Source organism: Pseudochelatococcus contaminans (assembly GCF_014195635.1).
Classification (GTDB): domain Bacteria; phylum Pseudomonadota; class Alphaproteobacteria; order Rhizobiales; family Beijerinckiaceae; genus Pseudochelatococcus; species Pseudochelatococcus contaminans.
Genome location: NZ_JACICC010000023.1, coordinates 1 through 16,782, shown reverse-complemented (window position 1 = coordinate 16,782; position 16,782 = coordinate 1). Strand labels below are relative to the sequence as shown.

The window sequence follows — 16,782 nt, the reverse complement described above, 5'->3', positions numbered from 1 at the left end:
CCCGTCGCTCTTCGCGTTGGGGGAAGGTTCACATGGCTCAATTCTCAATGGAAATTATGCGCCTAACCGGCTCAGTTCTGCGCGGAAACCAACAGGCGAGATTGTGGACGGAGGTGGCGCCGGTCGCCGAGACATAGGTGATGCGGGCGTTCGGGAGCGCGTGCTGGAGGCGAAGCCCGGCGCGGCCCTGCTGCGAGGCGGCGACGTCGCCGCGTTCACCCTTGCCTCCGGCGGCATTCTGCATCGCGTGCGCCTCGTCGAAAATGATGGCTCCATCGAAATCGGAGCCCAACCATTCGACGATCTGCTTGACCCTGGAAACCCGCTCGCCGCGGTCGTCGCCCCGTAGCGTGGCGTAGGTTGTAAATAGGACGCCTTCGGGCAGCGTGATCGGCCGCCCTTGCGGGAAGCGTGACAGTGGCGTGACAAGCAGGCGCTCCATGCCGAGCGCGCTCCAGTCGCGTTGGGCGTCCTCCAGCAGCTTGTCGGATTTGGAGATCCAGACCGCCTTGCGCCGGCCCTGAAGCCAGTTGTCGAGGATGATCGCGGCGGACTGGCGGCCCTTGCCGACGCCGGTGCCGTCGCCGATGAAGAAGCCGCGCCGGAAGCGCACGGCCTTCTCGGCATCGTCGCGCGCGGCCGAGACGAGATCGAACGTCTCGTCCACCGTCCACGAACCGGCGAGATAGTCCGAATGGGCTTCGCCCGCATAGACCAGCGTTTCGAGCTGGGCGTCGGACAGGAGATCGCGGATGTTGGCGGGGAGATGCGGGCGATAGCTCGGCTTCGGCGGCGCGACGGACGCCATCGCCGCCGACTGCACCAGCTTGGTCGGATGGGCCTGAGAACCGGAAATACGGATCGCCTGCAATCCGTACTCTTCATAGATGGCGTCGGAGATACGGCCATCGTCGGTGGTTCCGGCTTCGGGCAGCGTGTCGACGATCTCATAGGCGAGCGCGACGCCTTCCGGCTCAGTCGCGACAGCGGCGGGCGCGATCCTGGCGGCACGGTTGAGATAGCCGCGCACGCTGCGCGCGGCGGCGGGTGCCGCGGCTGGAACGATGACGGAGGGATCGACCGGCAGGCGCGGCGGTAGATGTGCGCCGATCCAGTCCATAAGGGTCGCGGCATCCGGCGCGGTGCCCGGCGAGACCGGGAAGACCGTGGGATCATCGGCGGGCAGCTTGTCGATGACGGTGAGCCGCGTGGCGAAGGTCGTGCCATGCTTGGCGTAAACGCTGCCGTCGATCCCGGCGGAGAAGACGACGCGGCCGCGCTCCTGCAGACGGGCGAAGGCGTCGGTCCAGGCCGGAGCCTCCGGGCCGAAGTTCGAGCCGGTGATCGCAACGAGGCGGCCGCCGGGCGCCAGGCGCGCGAGCGCGGAGGCGACATGGCGGAACGCGGCGTCGGCCACGCGGCCCTCGACATGGACCATGGCCGAGAACGGCGGGTTCATGAGCACGACAGACGGAACGGTGGCGGCGTCGAGATGATCGTCGATCTGGGCCGCGTCGAAGCGGGTGACGGCAATGGCCGGAAAGAGAGAGGAAAGGAGCGCGGCGCGCGTGTCGGCCAGTTCGTTCAGCACGAGCGAGCCGCCGGCGATCTCGGCGAGGATCGCCAGAAGTCCGGTCCCGGCCGATGGCTCCAGCACGCGGTCGGCGGTCGTGATCGCGGCGGCAGTCGTGGCGACCAGGCCAAGCGGGATCGGTGTCGAGAATTGTTGGAGCGCCTGGCTCTCCTGCGAGCGGCGGGTATGGGTCGGCAGAAGCCCGACGATCTTGCCGAGCAGCGGGAGTGCTGCGACCTTCGAGCCGGCTTTGCGGAAAAGCGCCTTTCCGTATTTGCGCAGGAACAGGACGGTGGCGACCTCGCACGCCTCATAGGCGGTTTTCCAGTCCCAGAGGCCGGTGGCGTCGGAACCGCCGAAGGCCGCCTCCATCGCGCCGCGCAGGGCAACGGCATCGACACGCGCACCGCGTTCGAGATGCGGCAGGATGAGCAGGGCAGCCGCGCGGACGGCGGCGGCAGAATCGCCGGGCGCAGCGAGCGGCGTCGCCGGCAGCGTATCGGCGAGGGGAAGCAAAGTGTTCATTGGGAAGTCCTCGGGAGAGCGGAAACGGGCAAGCCCGCCGGCGCTCTCTCTCGGACCGGACGGGCTCAAACCCGTCCCGGCCACTCTCTGCCTCTACAGCCGTGGCGATAGCCGACATGAAACAAGCGCCCGGCCGTGTGGCGGGGCGCTTGTCGAGGTCAGCCGAAACGGCGTCCGGTTTCGGTGAAGGTGTATTGGTTGGCGGTGATCGTCTCGTCCACGGCCTCGTCCGAACTGAGGTATTCGTATTCGCGTTCGAGCTGCCGGTAGAGCCAACGGGCGAGATCACGCAGCGCCTCGATCACGGCGTCTTCTGCATCGGCCGTCATGTCCTGATACGTGGGGCTGTCCCGCTCGACCGAGATCGCCATGCAATATTCATGGGAATAGCGGCCTCGATGACTGACATCGGCGCGGAGCTGATAGAAATTGCGGCGCTGGATCGCCAGCAGGTCATCGGCGATGGCGTGAAGGCGGGTGTCTTTCGGCGCGTACTCGCGAATTTCGCGGGTGGCGTTTTTGCGAAAGGCATAAAACGCCTGATAGCTGGCGCCATTGCCCTGCGACCAGAAGCCGGTGAACGCGATCTGCGGCTCCTGCCGGGTGCCGCCGCCCATGAGGCGGACGGACCGGGTTTTCAGGCAGATACCGAGGATTTTCGCGATGCGCTGGAAATCCTCGAAGACGGAATCATACCACTCGTAGTCGAAGCCGCCTTCACGATACCAGGCGCGCGCGATGTCCTTGGCGGCGTCGGAAAGCTCGCCGAGCTGATAGACGGTGGTTTCGATGATCTCAGGCATCGGGATCGCCTCCGCGCAGCACCTTGTCGAGCCAGCCATCGGTATAGATCCAGGCGACCGTCTCGCCGGTGGCGAGGTCGATGACATGAGCGCCGCCGCCAAAGCCGTCGAGGCGGGGCCGCGAGCAGAGGTTGGCGTATTGGAAGCCCCAACGACCTGTCAGACCGAACTCGGTCGCGCAGATCGTGACGAACTGGATCATGCGCGCGGGATCGCCGGTCTCGTCATGGCGCATCCAAAGCTCGGTCCCCCCATATTGGGGTTCGATCGAGAGAAGAAAGCCCTCGGAGGGAGGCTCCTCGGACGCTCCTTCCTCGGAGAGCTTGTTGTAGAGTTCGAGCGCGCGAGCGGCGTTTTCGGGTGTGCCGACGTTAAGCAGGCACGAGAAATGCGTAAGGTAGTTGGCCATGTCAGGCTCCTGAAATGGAAAACCCGGCGCAGGGCCGGGTCGAATGGATGGAAAAGCGTGGTTGGAAGTCAGGCGGCCAGCGGCATTCGCAGAAGCTCGGCCGCCGTCTCGCGCCAGAGCGCATCGACCAACCGCGCTTCAAGCTGGCTGGCGCGGTAGCGATGTTCGCGGGCCGAGGCGTGCTCGCCGCGACCGGACGCGGTGAAGGCCGCGCCGCGCAGCTTGCTGGCCTCGGTCACGACACGGCGGGCCTCGGCGTCGGATGCGACGGGCTGCTGCCAGAGGACGATCCCGGCCCGGATCATTCCTGCAATGACAAGGCCCTGGTCGCTGTCCTGAATGACGATGATGCGCGGGCGCAAGCGCAGCATCTCGTCGGTGCCGACGCGGATGTCGCCGGCCGCGACGCGGCGGCTGGCGAGCGACATGGCGTCTTCGGGGGACGGGCATTCGCCGATGGCGACGATCTGGTCGAAACCATCGGCGTCATCCATCCCCTCATAATAGGCGGTGCCGATGCAGGAGATCCGCAACGGGAGTTTCTGTGCGCGTTGCAGGGTCGGCAGGACATGCCGGGCGAGAATGGCGCCGATCGGGGCGACGCGGGATTGGCGGGCAATGGTCATCGGATCAACTCCGCGACGGGCGGCGGAAGCCTCTCCTCCACCTCGTAACCCGTCACGGACAGGCCGACCGGCCTCTGCCTCTCTCTCTTCGGATGACGGCCGTGGCCAGCACGAAAAATGCGCCCCACCGGATGATGGGGCGCATGGACCGGTCAATCGATGGCCTGGAATATCGCCGACGCCTCGGGGTGGCCGTCGAGATAGCCGTAAAGCCGCTCATAGCCTTGCGCGAGAAAGTCGGACTCGAACCGGAACGACAGATGCGAGAAGGCGAAAAGCGTGGCGATGATGCCTGCCGCCTCGGCCGAAACCTCGCCGCGATATTCCGTGATTTCGCTTTCGATGCGGAAACGCGGCTTCGAGGTTGGTGCGAGGAACAACGGCTGCCCGTCGATCTCATAGAAGTTCCAGAAGCCGCCGCCATAGTCCTGCGGGCTGAGGCGGTCCATCAGGGAATAGACCGCATTCTCGGCCACGATCAGGAGCGGCAGGCCGAACAGGGTCGGCAGGAACATCTCGCGCCGATCCTCGGGAACGAGGGTGGCGGAGGGTTTCACGAGCGTATCATTGGACATGGGAGGCGTCTCCAGAGAGCGAAACGGGAAAAGTCCGACCGGCTCTCTCTTCACCGCCCGGACCTGTCCCGGCTCCAAGGCCCTCTGCCTCTCATGGCACCCAGAGGCCCTCCGCGAGTTCGCGGGCGATCATGGCCCGCGATCTCATCATCACGTCGTCGCCGCGCGTGTCGGGATGGCCGAAGAACCGCGCGCCGGGACCGTTCGCGCACCAGTCGGCATAGTAGCACCAGGCGCGATCGGTCAGCCGGAACGCGACCATATCGGAAGCCCAATGCGGTTTCGGCACCACGACGACGACAAGGCCGTCGCGGTTTTCCTCCCAGGGAAGCGAGCGTTCAGCGGGGGGATTGCGGCGGTCCTCGGCGAATATCTCATCGACGGTCATCATGCCGTGCCCTGGCATTGTGCGGCCGTGAGGAAGCCGGCCGGATTATCGGGATCGGGCGGCAGATAGGCGTCATAGGGGTTGCCGTCCGCCAGGTGCCCGAACGGCGTCATGATGATGTCGCCTCCGTCGCGGCCGACCGCACAGAGGACGTAGCGCAGTTCGCCGGAAGTGGCGTCCAGGCACTCCATGAGGGCAAGATTGCCGTCGCCGGCCGCGCGCAACAGGGTGTTGAAGTTCGTGCGGGCATGTTCGGGGATAGCCATGAGGATCTCCTGAAATGAAAAGCCCGGCGCGAGGCCGGGCGGATTGAAGGGGATGCGACAAAGGCGGCGGGAAGCGACCTCGGCCGCTCCCCGCCGTTTCAGTCATTCGGCTGCGACGAGAGCGACGTGCTCGTCTTCGGCCTCGGTGGCTTCGTCCTCGTCGCCATCGCCTGCCAGGAAGTCCGGCAGGGCCTCGCCGTCGCCGGCATCGCCATCGTCCGCGGCGTCACCGTCGAGTTCGACCAGGCGCAGCGGCTCGGGCAGCCAGCCGGTTTCGGCCAGCAGGCGTTCGGCTTCCTTCGCCATGTCGCCCTTCTTCAGATGCGCGATGAGTTGGGCGGCGCGTTCGCCCGCACCTTCGCGGACGGCTTCGAGGATGCGGGGCTTGGTGACGCGGCCGAGATAGTTGTCGACCGTGGGCCTCCAGCCGCCATCCGCTACCATGTCGAAGCCGGTGGCGCGGGCGATCCGGTCTGCACCGGACAGGCGGCGATCAAGGCAGAACTGCGAAACGCCGGAACCGCTGTGGGGGTTCGGCCGCTCGTAGAGGGCGTTGACGCCGTAGCTGACGCAATGGGCCAGCAGCGCCATCCGGCTCGCCTCGTCGAGCGCGGCGATCCAGTCCCAGGCCGCGCCTTCGTCGGAAGGAACATCGGCCTTCCAGGCGTCGAAGCGTTCGTCGATGGCCTTGGCCGAGGGCGTGTCGCTGAGATCGCTGCCCTGCACGCCAAGATGCGGCTGTCGCACGCTGATCTCCATGCAGCCGGTCGGCGCTGCGTAGTGATAACGCTGCATGACCAGGCGGTGCAGGAGCGCGGTCATCGCGACATGCGGGTTATTGGCGAGCGCGTCGTGGAGCGCGAGCGTGCGATGGGCGGTGAGTTCGATCACGAGCCGTTCGGGGAGCGGCTTGATCGCGTCATCCTCGTCGTCCTCCGTATCGACCGGCTCGCCGCCGATGGTGATGACGGCGCGCTGGACGCTGGCCTGGGCCGCGACCGCGCCGCTTTCGGCATCCGTCTCGCCATCGCCGGCTGCGTCCTCGCCATCGCCAGTGACGGGCGCCTCGTCCTCGGGACGGACGTAGCCGCGAGCGACGACAAGCTGGCCGGCGCGATCGATGCTGATGAAGACGCCCGCGCGGGCGATCTCGGCAGCGTCATAGATGGCCGGGCGCTTCTCGAAGACGCTCAACGCGGCCTCGATCTCGCCGAGGCGCGCGTCGATGTCATCGGGCAGCTCGTCGTAATCGGCGTGTTCCGCCTCGAGCCGCTCGTATTCCTCGCGCAGTGCCTCCCGAATGGCGCGATCCTCCTCGCTCAGATCGGGGAAGGTGGCGTTGAGGACGCGAAGACCGCGATCATGGCCGTAAGGCAGATCGGTATCGATCTCGATCCACTTCCAGCCCTCCGCCGCGACTTCATCGGCGATGACCTTCAGCTTGTCCGAGACCAGCCGGTCCAGCAGCGCGGGGTTTTCCAGCCAGCCCTCGTCCTCGTCGGAGAACAGGTCGCGCAGCATCACGCCGCCGGCCTGCTCATAGGCTTCGACGCCGACGAACTGCGCGCGCTTGTCGTCAGTCGGCACGGTCGTTTCGGTGAGGAGGTCGCGAATGTACCAGGGCTGGCGATTGTGCGAACGCTGGATCGCCTCCCAGACCTGTTCCTGACGGGCATGATCCGGGTTGACGGTGAACGCCTCCAGCATCGCCAGCGTCATCTCGCTGCGCGCATAAGCGTCCAGCAGGGACTGCGCGACGCGGGCGAGGCGGAGCCGCTGGCCAATGTAGCGCGGCGTGGTGCGATAGGCGTCGGCGACTTCCTCCTTCGACATGCCGCCGTCGACCATGCGCTTGAACGCCTTGAACTGGTCGAGCGGATGCAGGGCGAGACGGACGACGTTCTCCGCGTAGGAATCGTCGACGGCCGAGGTCTTGGCGTTGGCTTTCTTGACCAAGCAGGGGACCAGCCCATCGGCCGGGAAGCGGCCCGCCGCGACAAGGCGGGCGATGGCGCGGTAACGCCGGCCGCCCGCCGGGGTCTCGAAATCGCCGGTCTCGACGCCGGCATCGTCGAGGATGGCACGGACATTGAGACCCATCACGAGGTCTTCGCGCCGGTCGATGTCATGGGTCAGCTCGTCGAGACCGTTTTCGACGTCGATCTCGCGGACATTGCTGTCCGACAGCCGGATGCGGTTGAACGGAATGTCGCGCGAGCGGGAAAACTCGATCATCGCGACGACGGGGTTCTTCTTGCGGGAAGCGGCCTTGGCCATGGTCTTTGCTCCATGACGGACTCCGTGAGGCTCTCTCTCGGATCTCAATCCGTCACGAAGCGAAGCGCCGCCCTCTCACTCTAGGAGGGCAGCGCCACGCACCATGCTCGCCGGATTGGCGCAGACGCACACATCCGGCTTTCCGTATTTCCGGCTTTCAGCCGATCAGATTCCGCACATTCCCTCACATTCGTTCTGCCAGAGATCGAGCTGGCCGTGATCGGCCGCCGTCGTCAGGTCCGCTTCCCCCAGCGGCACGGCGGAGCGGTGAAGATAGACTTCGCCACGAATGCCGCGCAGGCCGGTGCGGATCGTGGCGTCGAGCGACACGGCGTCGTCCCACGCCTCGGGATCTTGGTCGCGCAGGGTGCGCCACGCTGCATCCGAATGATACGGGCAGCCGATGCAGGCGCTCTTGGGAGGCAGCGGATAGTCGTGCCGCGCGAGCCAGCGCAGGCAATCGTTGCGGGTCATACCCCGCTCGATCAGCGGCCAGCGGTTGACCTGCCAGTCCTCGAAGGACGGCTTCATGCGAAGCGCCTCGTCGAGAGAAATACCGATCCACTGCTCGGCGACTGGCGATCCTGGCGAGCGCCGACCGGCTATGCCGAGTAGCTCGCGCACCTTCCGGCGGATCGGCACGATCTTGTAGGAAGAGGTGCATTGGCGGCGGATCATGCCGACGCCGATGCGCTCGGTCCTGAGAATGCGGGAGCCGACGGGAACAAGGTCGCCGTTCTCGTCCTCGTCATAGACGGGCAGTTCGGAGCCGGCGGGCGTGACCGTGCGGGTGAATGCCGGGATCGATGCCCATCGCTCACCGCGCGAGGCGGAGATGAGGTCTGCGCGCAAATCCCCGGCCGAGACGATATGGACAGGGAACGGCAGGACGTTGGGCGATCGGAGCCAGGCCAGATGCTCATAAACCGCCTTCGGCTCCCAGCCGGTGTCGGCGAAGATCGCACAATCCGGCATGGGGCCGATTTCACCATGCGCGGCCATCAGGGCGAGCGTGGTGGACTGGACGCCCGCGCCGAGACTGAGGACGCGCAACTGGATGTCGGCCGCGAGACCGGGATCGGGCGTGAAGCCGGGGAAAGCGAGCGCGTGCATCATGCGGCCCTCCGCATGTCGTCGGCGTCGGGCAGGTTCTCGGCGTCCGGCTGGAAGGACAGGAGCCAGTCCGCCGCCTTGCTGGCCTGCGAGGCGGCGCGGACGATGGCGCGATTGTCCTCGCGCAGCACCTCCAGCCAGGAGCCGATATAGTCCGCATGGCGCACGGTCGGGACGATGCCGAGCGAGGCGCAGCAGAATGCGGAGATCAGTTCGGCCGTGATTTCCTCGACCGAATAGAGCTTCGTGCCGAAGGAGCCGGAGAGGTTCCGGTTCAGCCGGTGCGCTGCGCCGCTGGCGTGACCGAGTTCATGGAGCGCCGTCCGGTGCCAGTTGATCGGCTCGAAATAGGCGGCCGGCGGAGGCACTTGCACATAGTCGAGCGACGGCACGTAGAACGCCCTGTTGCCGCTGATACGGAAGTCGATGTCCGTCGCTTTGATGAGCGCCTCGACCTTCGGCTCGATGAGGCCGGGCGGCGGAGGGGGCACGGCCGCCTCGATGTCATCGGGCAGGCCCTCGCATTGCGCCGTGTTGAACACCGAGAAGCGTTTCAGGAACGGGATCGCGTGGGCTTCCTCGCCGGCCTCATGGGCGCGGCGCTTCTCGTCCTCCGGCGTGAAGCGGTCGGCATAGACGACGGTGGTGCCGCGCTCGCCCTTGCGGACATTGCCGCCGAGCGAGAGGGCCTGACGAAAGGTGAGCCAGCCCTGGCCGGAGAAGCCATGTTGAACGACGGCGCCCCAGAGGATCAGAATGTTGATGCCACTGTAGCTACGGCCGGTGCTGGCGTTCTTCGGCAGGCCGAGCGGGGCCTTCGCCGCCGCGGTGCCCCATGGCTGGACCCAGGGGAGACGTCCGGCTTCAAGCTCGGCGATGATTTTGCCGGTGATTTCGTCATAGAGGTTCGCCCGGTCGGCGCCGGTGCGAGGGGTGCGGTCATGTCTGGACATCGCGGTTCTCCGCGACGGGCGCCGGAAGCCTCTCTCCCAGCCCTCGACCCGTCACGGCAAACCCGTCCGCACTCTCACTCTAGGATTTCAGGCGCCGCGCTTTGCCCGAGCACCGCGTCCGCGTTGATGAGCCACACGTCGCGCATACGGTTGGGACAGGCTTTCTAATCAGGCCACGCGCTCCGAGCGCCAGTTGCCGTCCTTGCCCTTGGCGAGCCGCCAGGTCTGTGCCGTGACCAGCGTCCCGCGCGCGGTGCGATAGTCGGGAACGGCGAGACGGATGGCATCGCCCTCGGCGTGCCACTCCGCGATGACGGTGACGCCATCGCCGAACTCGACCAGGCAGTCGGGCGCGGCTTGCCCGTCATCGTCGACGGTCACGCGGCCCTTCCGAAAGGCGTGACTATGAGGAAACAGGAATCGCATTCGGTCGCCTTCTTCTTCTCGGGCATCTCATGCTTTGACGATCGCGCGGGACGATCGCCTGCCATGGGGGCGTTGCGGGGTCTCCCCGCAGAAGGGGGTGTGCCGGTGACCTTGGCGCCGGCCAGGGGGAAGGCTTTCCCCCACCATCATGGATGCCGGAGCTATCGCATTTCCTCATCGGCGATGGCCTGCACCACGTTCATGTCCATTTCCACGACAGGGGACAGGCGGGCGACCTCTGACGCGACCTTGGCCCAATGCCAGAACTCGGACCTGTTTCCCTGCGCGCGGCTGCGTGCGGCGAGGCGCTGCGCTTCATAATAGGCGTGATGGCCGTGCGTCGCGATCATCGCCCGCGCGTCCTGCTGCCAGCGTTGGCGAATCTGTCTTCGCTTATCGATCCAGGCGGCCAGACGGCGGAACATTCAGCCGTCCTTTCCGCCACGCGCCCGCAGCTCCCTCAGTTCCGCCAGGAACGTCGTGCCGACATCGATCGCGCGCTGTGCGCTTGTCCCGTCCACATCGACACCATGCGAGGCTTCCAGCATGACGCGGAGCGAAGCGAGGAACGGTGTCGTACTGGCGGGTGCGATCTCGCGCTTCTGCAAGGCGCTCACCATTTCGCCGATACCGGCCGGTCGTTCCGGCGTGCCGCCATTGTCGATCAGGAAATCCCGCAAGGTCCGCTCGATCTCGATGCGCAGCTTGACGACGGACATGAGCGGAAATTCGCGCGCCAACTCCTCGACGGTCGGCAGGTCGCGTTGAAGCTGTGGCGGCAGGCCCGGCGACAGCCGGTATTGCGCGACGCCCATCGGCTTGCTGGTGTCGCGCAAGGTGTATTCGACGATCACCTCGTTGCGGCCCTTGCAGAGAATGATGCCGATGGTCGGCTGGTCGTCCGGGTGACGGAGCTGGTCGTCAACGGCCGAGAGGTAGAAGTTCATCTTGCCCGCGAACTCGGGCTTGAAGTCCTCGATCTTCAGCTCGATCACCACGAAGCAGCGCAGACGGAGGTGATAGAAAAGCAGGTCGAGATAATAATCCTGACCGCCGACTTCGAGATGATACTGGCTCCCGACGAAGGCGAAGCCCTTGCCGAGTTCGAGGATCATCGCGCGCAGATGTTCGATCAGCCCGCGCTCCAGATCGCGTTCCAGCATGTCCGGGCCGAGCGAGAGGAAGTCGAAGGTGTATGGGTCTTTGAGAATCTGTTGGGCAAGCTCGGATTGCGCGGCCGGCAAGGTTCGTGAGAAATTGGTGAGCGCGCTGCCTTGGCGGACGAACAGATTGCTCTCGATCTGATGGACGAGGACGGGGCGCGTCCAGCCATGTTCGATGGCCTGTCGGGCATACCAGGCGCGTTCTTCGGGCGCCTTCACGGTATCGAGCAGGCTGACGTTATGGCCCCAGGGCAATTGTGCAACGACCCGTTGCACAATTTCGGGATCGGGCCAGGCATCGGCCAAGGCCCGCATATATTTGAGGTTTCGGGAAGAAAGCCCGGTCATTTCGGGGAACGCCTGACGGAGATCCCCGGCCAGCCGGTCGACGACCTTGGCGCCCCAACCCTCGCGCTCCTGCCGGGTGAGAATATCCCGCCCGATGGTCCAGTAGAGCAGGATCATCTCGCGGTTGACCGACAGGCTGGCGCGATGCCGGGCTTCGATGATCCTTTGCTTCAGGTCGCCGACGAAGGCTGCATAGCTTTGCGGGTCGATGTCGGCGGCCGGCGCGGCTGTCCCGGCGCGACGCGGGGCGGGGGATTTGGGCGGTCGCGTCATCACGCGGCCGCCTTCAGGCGCTTCTTCGCCAGCATGGCGCGGACGAACTTGTCCCACTTCGCCATGCCCGCGCGCTTCTCGACCATATAGTGCCAGCGGTCGTAATGCTTGGAGCTGACGTCCTGCAGCGCGTGGTTCTGGAGGCGATCGCGGATTTCCTTCGATATGCCCGCCTTGCCGGCGAGCGTCTTGAAGGTGCGGCGGAGATCGCGGTTCGTCGCATAGGGGATCACGCCGCGGTCCCGCTGACGCCAGACGAAGCTATAGAGCGTACCGTGGCTGACCGGCTTTGACGGGTCTTTGGCCGACGGGAAATACCATCCCCATTCGTTCGGCGTGATCGACTCGATCAATTCGGCGGCGAGCAACGGCACTGGAACGGCGTGTGGCTGGTCGTTCTTGGTCTTCGACCAGTCGATGATCCGCTCCTTGGCGTCCCATTGATCGACATGCAGGCGCGCGATCTCCTCGACGCGCTGGCCGGTCAGCATGATGATCTGCACGGCGCGCGGGTAGGACGGATGGACCGGCGTATCGGGGCATTCGAGCCAACGATAGAGCTGGACGAACTCATCCTCGTCGAGCCAGCGCGTGCCTTGGACCTTGGGCTCGGTCGGAATGCCTGTCGCTGGATTGAAGGGGATGCGGAAGCGGCGGGAGGACTGCTGCCGATAATCGTTGTCGGACTTCATGCCCCAGGCGAAGGCGGCATGGAGATAGGAGCGCACATGGTCGGCCATCGACTTCGCGCCGCGATCGTAGATCGGGCGGATCAGCTCGATGATCTCCTCGGCCTCGATCTCGCGGGCGAGGCGATTGCGCCCAAGCGTGTCGGCGATCTTGTTGAGACCCTTTTCGGTCTCCTTCCAAGAAGGCTTCCCGGCGTCCTTGAGCGCGGCGACATAGCCCTCGAACAGATCGGCGACCGTGCCGGGGCGCGTGTCGGTGGCGATCTTGATGCTCCGGCCTTTCTGGATGACGTCGGCAAAGTCGCGCTTGAAGATTTCGCGGGCCTGGGCGAGCGACATTGAGGGATAGGCGCCGAGCTTCTTCTTCGTGCGCTTACCGTCGCGCCATTGTTGCGCCATCCAGTCGGCGGTGACGCGCTTCGGCATGGGCTTGAGAACGAGGACGAGACGGCCGGTGCCGCGTCCTTCGCCATCGGCGAGGTTTTCCTGCTTCTGGCTTATCTCGACGCGCTTGAGCGCATGTCGGATCGTGGTGTCGGTGAGTGCGGCCATGGCGTTTCCTCCTTTCCGGGACTGGGATCGGTCGGGGAGAAACAGGGATCGCTTGCTGGGAGCGGAAGGCCGTTTGTTACCCCTCTTACAGCCCCCAATTTGCCAAAACCACCCCCACTACGCAAGGGCTAAAAATCACTAACTCCCTAGTGTTTCAACGTGCTTGAGCGTGATCGAGCGGGATCAAAATCAGTGAGTGGGGTGATTGTGCGACAGGATCACCGCCGCCGCATTGAGCCGAAGCGCCTCCTTGACCACTTCAAGCGGATACATCAAGGCACTGTCGGTGGTGCCGTGGAACATCTCCCGGTACTCGATCAGCCGATGGCGCGTATCCAGAAACAGCACCGCAAAGACCTCTTGCTCAAAGCCTGCCAGCTTGTTGCGCAGGTACTCCTTGACCAGTGCCGGGGAAGTGAACTCCGCACCACGCTGCATCTTCAGCTCAATGGCCTAGCGTGCCGCTTCGAGAATTTGATCCACCGATACCGGCAGGTAGCGCCCCTGGGCGTCACGCACCAGCAATGCGTCATCGAGCGAGGAAAAGGACAGTTGCGACATGATCGTGCTCCGGTTGCTCGGGCGGAATTGCCCGGAACCGTGGCCAACACTGCGCAGCGCAAGCCGTCAGGGATCGAAGACGGCCACTAGGCCGCAAGCGTGCGAGCACGCGAAGTCATTGACGGCGAGAACGCAGTGATACGGTGAAGGGAACAGCAAGACCGCCTACACCCCACTCAGCCACACACCCGCCGTTGGCAAGTGCGCAGCACGCAGGCCCGCAAGGGCCGAAGGCATCAGGGATCAAAGCCGGATGGCCGCGATTTGGCACCAAGCGCGGGGCGCAGTCCGCGAACCCGACGGCGGTACGCCGGGGCGCTATTGCACTGCGGAATTTCCACAATGAAATGCAACAGGTCGTTAAACTAACGTCATATCAAGGAAAATACTGAGGCAGGGAGACGGTCATGGCTATATTGCAAGAGATATTGGTTTGGACCCAGGGAATTCCCGCATGGCAGAGCGATGCAATTTCTCGCTTGCTGGCGAAACAAACACTGACACCGCAGGACTACGAGGATTTGTATGCCTTGCTCAAGCTGGCCCACGGAATCCCTGACCCAAAGAATCGTCAACCTCAACCACTAACCGCCGACCAGATCCCAGCGAAGGTTGAAGCGACCACGCACATCGAGCTGCGGGCCATCAAGAATCTGCTTAACGTCAACGCAATTGCCGAGAATCAGCAGTTGGCGGTGGGTTCGGCGGGCATGACTGTCATTTATGGCGACAACGGGTCCGGCAAGTCAGGATATTCGCGCGTTCTCAAGCGTGCCTGCCGCGCTCGCGATCAGTCCGAGCCCATTCATCCTAATGCCAATCTGCCTGGGGCCAAGGCAGGTAATGCTCAAGCATCCTTCGATATCACGATTGACGGTGCCGTCAAGGAAGTAACTTGGCACCAAGGGAAAGGGGCTCCACCAGAGCTTTCTTCATTCGCTATCTTCGACGCGCATTGCGCCCGGGCATATTTGGATAGTGAGGATGACTTCTCCTACGTGCCGTATGGTCTTGAAGTATTCGAGACGCTCGCCAAGGTCTGTCAACAGCTTAAAAACTCCGTTGAGCAGGAACAAAAGCAGTCGGCTGTGGACCTCGCCGTATTCGCCCCGCTGCACGGAGAAACAGCCGTCGGTAAGCTGATCACGGGGCTCTCCGCGAAAACGACCACGGCTCAGATTGAGGCACTTGCCACTTTGAAGCCGGAAGAGCTTGAGCAGCGGGAAACGCTGGAGAAAAGCCTCAAAGAGAACAACCCGAAGGAGAAAGTCGGCCTCTTGCGTTTGCGCGCACGCCGTATTGCGGCGATCGCCAAGAATGCAGCCGATAAAGGACTTGTCGTCGGCCCCGAAGCCATAGCCAAGTTGAAGGCGTTGGCTGATAGCTTCCGTACAGCACAGGCCGCCGCCGCCCTTGCAGCGAAGAATTTCAAGGAAGGCGAAAATCTGCTGCCGGGAACTGGCGGAGAGGCGTGGCGGGAGTTGTTTGATGCCGCCCGGAAGTTCGCGCTGGAAGCTCATCCAGATAAACAGTTCCCTGACTTGGGGGCGGATGCCGCATGCCCGTTGTGTCAGCAGCCTCTGGCTGCGGGCGCAGAACGGTTGCTGCGATTCGAGGCGTTCATACAAGCGGAAGCGGAAATAACGGCGCAAGCGCGGCGCCAAGCGCTCGCCGCCGACTACCGCCCATTTGCGGCCTCCGTCATGGTGTTGAATTTTGATGAGGCGACGCAGGCGGAAGTAGCGGAAATCGACTCACCGCTAGTGGCCGACACCAAGACTTTCGAGGCCGCGCTGTCGGCGCGGCACGAAGCAATCAAGGCAGCGGTCGTCTCGCATGACTGGACGGGACTGGATCAGGCCCTGATCAGCCCAGCAGATCGACTACAGGTACTCGCTGACAAATTGAATGCGGAGGCGGAGGCGCTGGATAGAGCCTCGAATGAAGAAGCTCGCGCTGTGTTGCAGAAGCAACTAGGCGAGTTGGATGCGCGCGTAAAACTCAGTCAAGTTAAGGAGGCCGTGGTTACGGCAGTGACGAAGTTGGTGCACCAGGGGAAACTGAAGAACTGCCTGACTGCGGTCAGGACAAACGCTATATCCCTCAAAGCATCGGAACTCGCGGAAAAGGTGGTCTCCAAGGAACTGGCCGATGCGTTGAACCGGGAATTCAAAGCACTGGGCGTAGGGGGCTTGAGCGTTTCGCTGCAAAGCCGTGCCGACCGAGGGAAGGCGCTGCACAAGCTGAAACTGCAACTGCCGCAGGTTCGTAGTCCGGGTGAGATTCTGAGCGAAGGCGAGCAGCGTGCCATTGCGATCGGCTCGTTCCTCGCCGAGGTGGGATTGAGCGGTGGGAAAGGCGGAATCGTCTTCGACGATCCAGTCTCGTCCCTAGATCATCGTCGGCGCGAGCGCGTGGCCAAGCGCCTGGCCGCTGAAGCGGTGCAGCGGCAGGTCATCATCTTCACGCACGACATCTATTTCCTCTGTCTGCTAGCCGAAGAAGCAAAGCAAGTGGGGGCCGCAGTGGTCACGCAGAGCCTGACGCGGCGCGCTGAAGGCTTCGGCATAGCCGACTCGGAATTGCCGTTCGAAGGAAAGAACGCGAGCAAGCGCATCGGGGCGCTGAAAGCACAACAGCAAGCAATCGCCAAACTGCACAAGGAAGGCAACGAGCAAGAACATCAAAGGCAGACGGTTGATGCGTACTTCCGCCTGCGCATGGCATGGGAACGTGCGGTGGAAGAAGTCCTCCTGCGAGAAGTCATTCTCCGCTTCCGCAAAGGTGTGGAGACACAACGGCTCGTCGGCGTGAGTGTGGACGACGATGACTACGCGCAGGTCAACGCGGGAATGAGCAAGTGCTCCAACTATGCCCATGACAAAGCGATGATGGGCGGTGTTGCTATTCCTGAGCCAGATGAACTGCTCACAGACATCCTCGCGCTGGAGAGCTGGCGTGCACAGGTTCACAAGCGTTCGGAAGAAACCTCCAAGAAGCGCAAAGCAGGGCCGCCGATTCCCGCAGGAGCTGGCGTGCAGATCGCTCCAGCCTGAGCCAATTGGATCAAGCGCACAAGAATCAGGCGAGCGATCACGAGCCAAGCCAGTAGCAACGCGGCAGTATTGCCTGCTGTAATCGGTTTGTCAGGACCGCGCGAGGCGGAAGGTCGTGTCGCGAATGTGGTGGAAATTGGCGAGCAGCGCGCTCCGAGCATGTAACGTTGGCTCCGGTCAGGCCGCGAGGTCAAGAGACATCGGCA

The 16,782-nt window shown here is 64.1% G+C and carries 15 protein-coding genes and 1 pseudogene; 1 reads left to right on the top strand and 15 read right to left on the bottom strand.

What is annotated here, in order from left to right:
- Window positions 1-94 precede the first annotated feature (94 nt).
- From FHS81_RS17870 to FHS81_RS17800, 15 genes and pseudogenes are all read right to left on the bottom strand, one after another.
- Window positions 95-2,098, bottom strand: a pseudogene (locus FHS81_RS17870) (strawberry notch-like NTP hydrolase domain-containing protein); the annotation flags it as partial.
- 158 nt (window positions 2,099-2,256) lie between these two features.
- A complete protein-coding gene (locus FHS81_RS17865) occupies window positions 2,257-2,901 on the bottom strand; it encodes an antitoxin of toxin-antitoxin stability system (RefSeq protein ID WP_080921890.1) in 645 nt (214 codons plus the stop codon).
- Window positions 2,894-3,310, bottom strand: a complete 417-nt coding sequence (locus tag FHS81_RS17860) for a hypothetical protein (RefSeq protein ID WP_080921889.1) — start codon at window positions 3,308-3,310, stop codon at window positions 2,894-2,896. Before FHS81_RS17860 ends, FHS81_RS17865 begins: the two co-directional genes overlap by 8 nt.
- 68 nt (window positions 3,311-3,378) lie before the next feature.
- Window positions 3,379-3,936 (bottom strand): hypothetical protein, encoded by a 558-nt coding sequence (locus tag FHS81_RS17855; protein ID WP_080921888.1) that lies wholly within the window; start codon window positions 3,934-3,936, stop codon window positions 3,379-3,381.
- Window positions 3,937-4,088: 152 nt separating this feature from the next.
- On the bottom strand, window positions 4,089-4,511 hold the full coding sequence (locus FHS81_RS17850; RefSeq protein ID WP_080921887.1) for an antirestriction protein: 423 nt from the start codon (window positions 4,509-4,511) through the stop codon (window positions 4,089-4,091).
- Between the two features lie 91 nt (window positions 4,512-4,602).
- Window positions 4,603-4,902 carry a hypothetical protein gene (locus FHS81_RS17845; protein WP_080921886.1) on the bottom strand — a complete coding sequence of 100 codons (300 nt, stop codon included), beginning with the start codon at window positions 4,900-4,902 and terminating at the stop codon, window positions 4,603-4,605.
- Entirely contained in the window at window positions 4,899-5,165 is a 267-nt protein-coding gene (locus FHS81_RS17840) for a DUF6117 family protein (protein ID WP_080921885.1), read from the bottom strand. Before FHS81_RS17840 ends, FHS81_RS17845 begins: the two co-directional genes overlap by 4 nt.
- A gap of 102 nt (window positions 5,166-5,267) precedes the next feature.
- Window positions 5,268-7,442, bottom strand: coding sequence for a ParB/RepB/Spo0J family partition protein (locus tag FHS81_RS17835; RefSeq protein WP_080921884.1), 2,175 nt, complete (start codon window positions 7,440-7,442; stop codon window positions 5,268-5,270).
- Between the two features lie 165 nt (window positions 7,443-7,607).
- Window positions 7,608-8,555, bottom strand: coding sequence for a hypothetical protein (locus FHS81_RS17830; protein WP_080921945.1), 948 nt, complete (start codon window positions 8,553-8,555; stop codon window positions 7,608-7,610).
- On the bottom strand, window positions 8,555-9,508 hold the full coding sequence (locus FHS81_RS17825; protein ID WP_080921883.1) for an ArdC family protein: 954 nt from the start codon (window positions 9,506-9,508) through the stop codon (window positions 8,555-8,557). The genes FHS81_RS17830 and FHS81_RS17825 overlap by 1 nt, the downstream gene beginning before the upstream one ends.
- Window positions 9,509-9,676: 168 nt before the next feature.
- Entirely contained in the window at window positions 9,677-9,889 is a 213-nt protein-coding gene (locus FHS81_RS17820) for a hypothetical protein (protein WP_245421736.1), read from the bottom strand.
- Window positions 9,890-10,095: 206 nt separating this feature from the next.
- On the bottom strand, window positions 10,096-10,359 hold the full coding sequence (locus tag FHS81_RS17815; RefSeq protein ID WP_080921881.1) for a hypothetical protein: 264 nt from the start codon (window positions 10,357-10,359) through the stop codon (window positions 10,096-10,098).
- Entirely contained in the window at window positions 10,360-11,718 is a 1,359-nt protein-coding gene (locus FHS81_RS17810; protein ID WP_080921880.1) for a PDDEXK nuclease domain-containing protein, read from the bottom strand.
- Window positions 11,718-12,959 carry a tyrosine-type recombinase/integrase gene (locus tag FHS81_RS17805; protein WP_080921879.1) on the bottom strand — a complete coding sequence of 414 codons (1,242 nt, stop codon included), beginning with the start codon at window positions 12,957-12,959 and terminating at the stop codon, window positions 11,718-11,720. Before FHS81_RS17805 ends, FHS81_RS17810 begins: the two co-directional genes overlap by 1 nt.
- Window positions 12,960-13,148: 189 nt before the next feature.
- Window positions 13,149-13,397, bottom strand: coding sequence for a JAB domain-containing protein (locus tag FHS81_RS17800; protein ID WP_428982466.1), 249 nt, complete (start codon window positions 13,395-13,397; stop codon window positions 13,149-13,151).
- Between the two features lie 530 nt (window positions 13,398-13,927).
- On the opposite strand from FHS81_RS17800, the gene FHS81_RS17795 reads away from it, so the two are divergent.
- A complete protein-coding gene (locus FHS81_RS17795; RefSeq protein WP_124084162.1) occupies window positions 13,928-16,576 on the top strand; it encodes an AAA family ATPase in 2,649 nt (882 codons plus the stop codon).
- The last annotated feature ends 206 nt before the right edge of the window (window positions 16,577-16,782 follow it).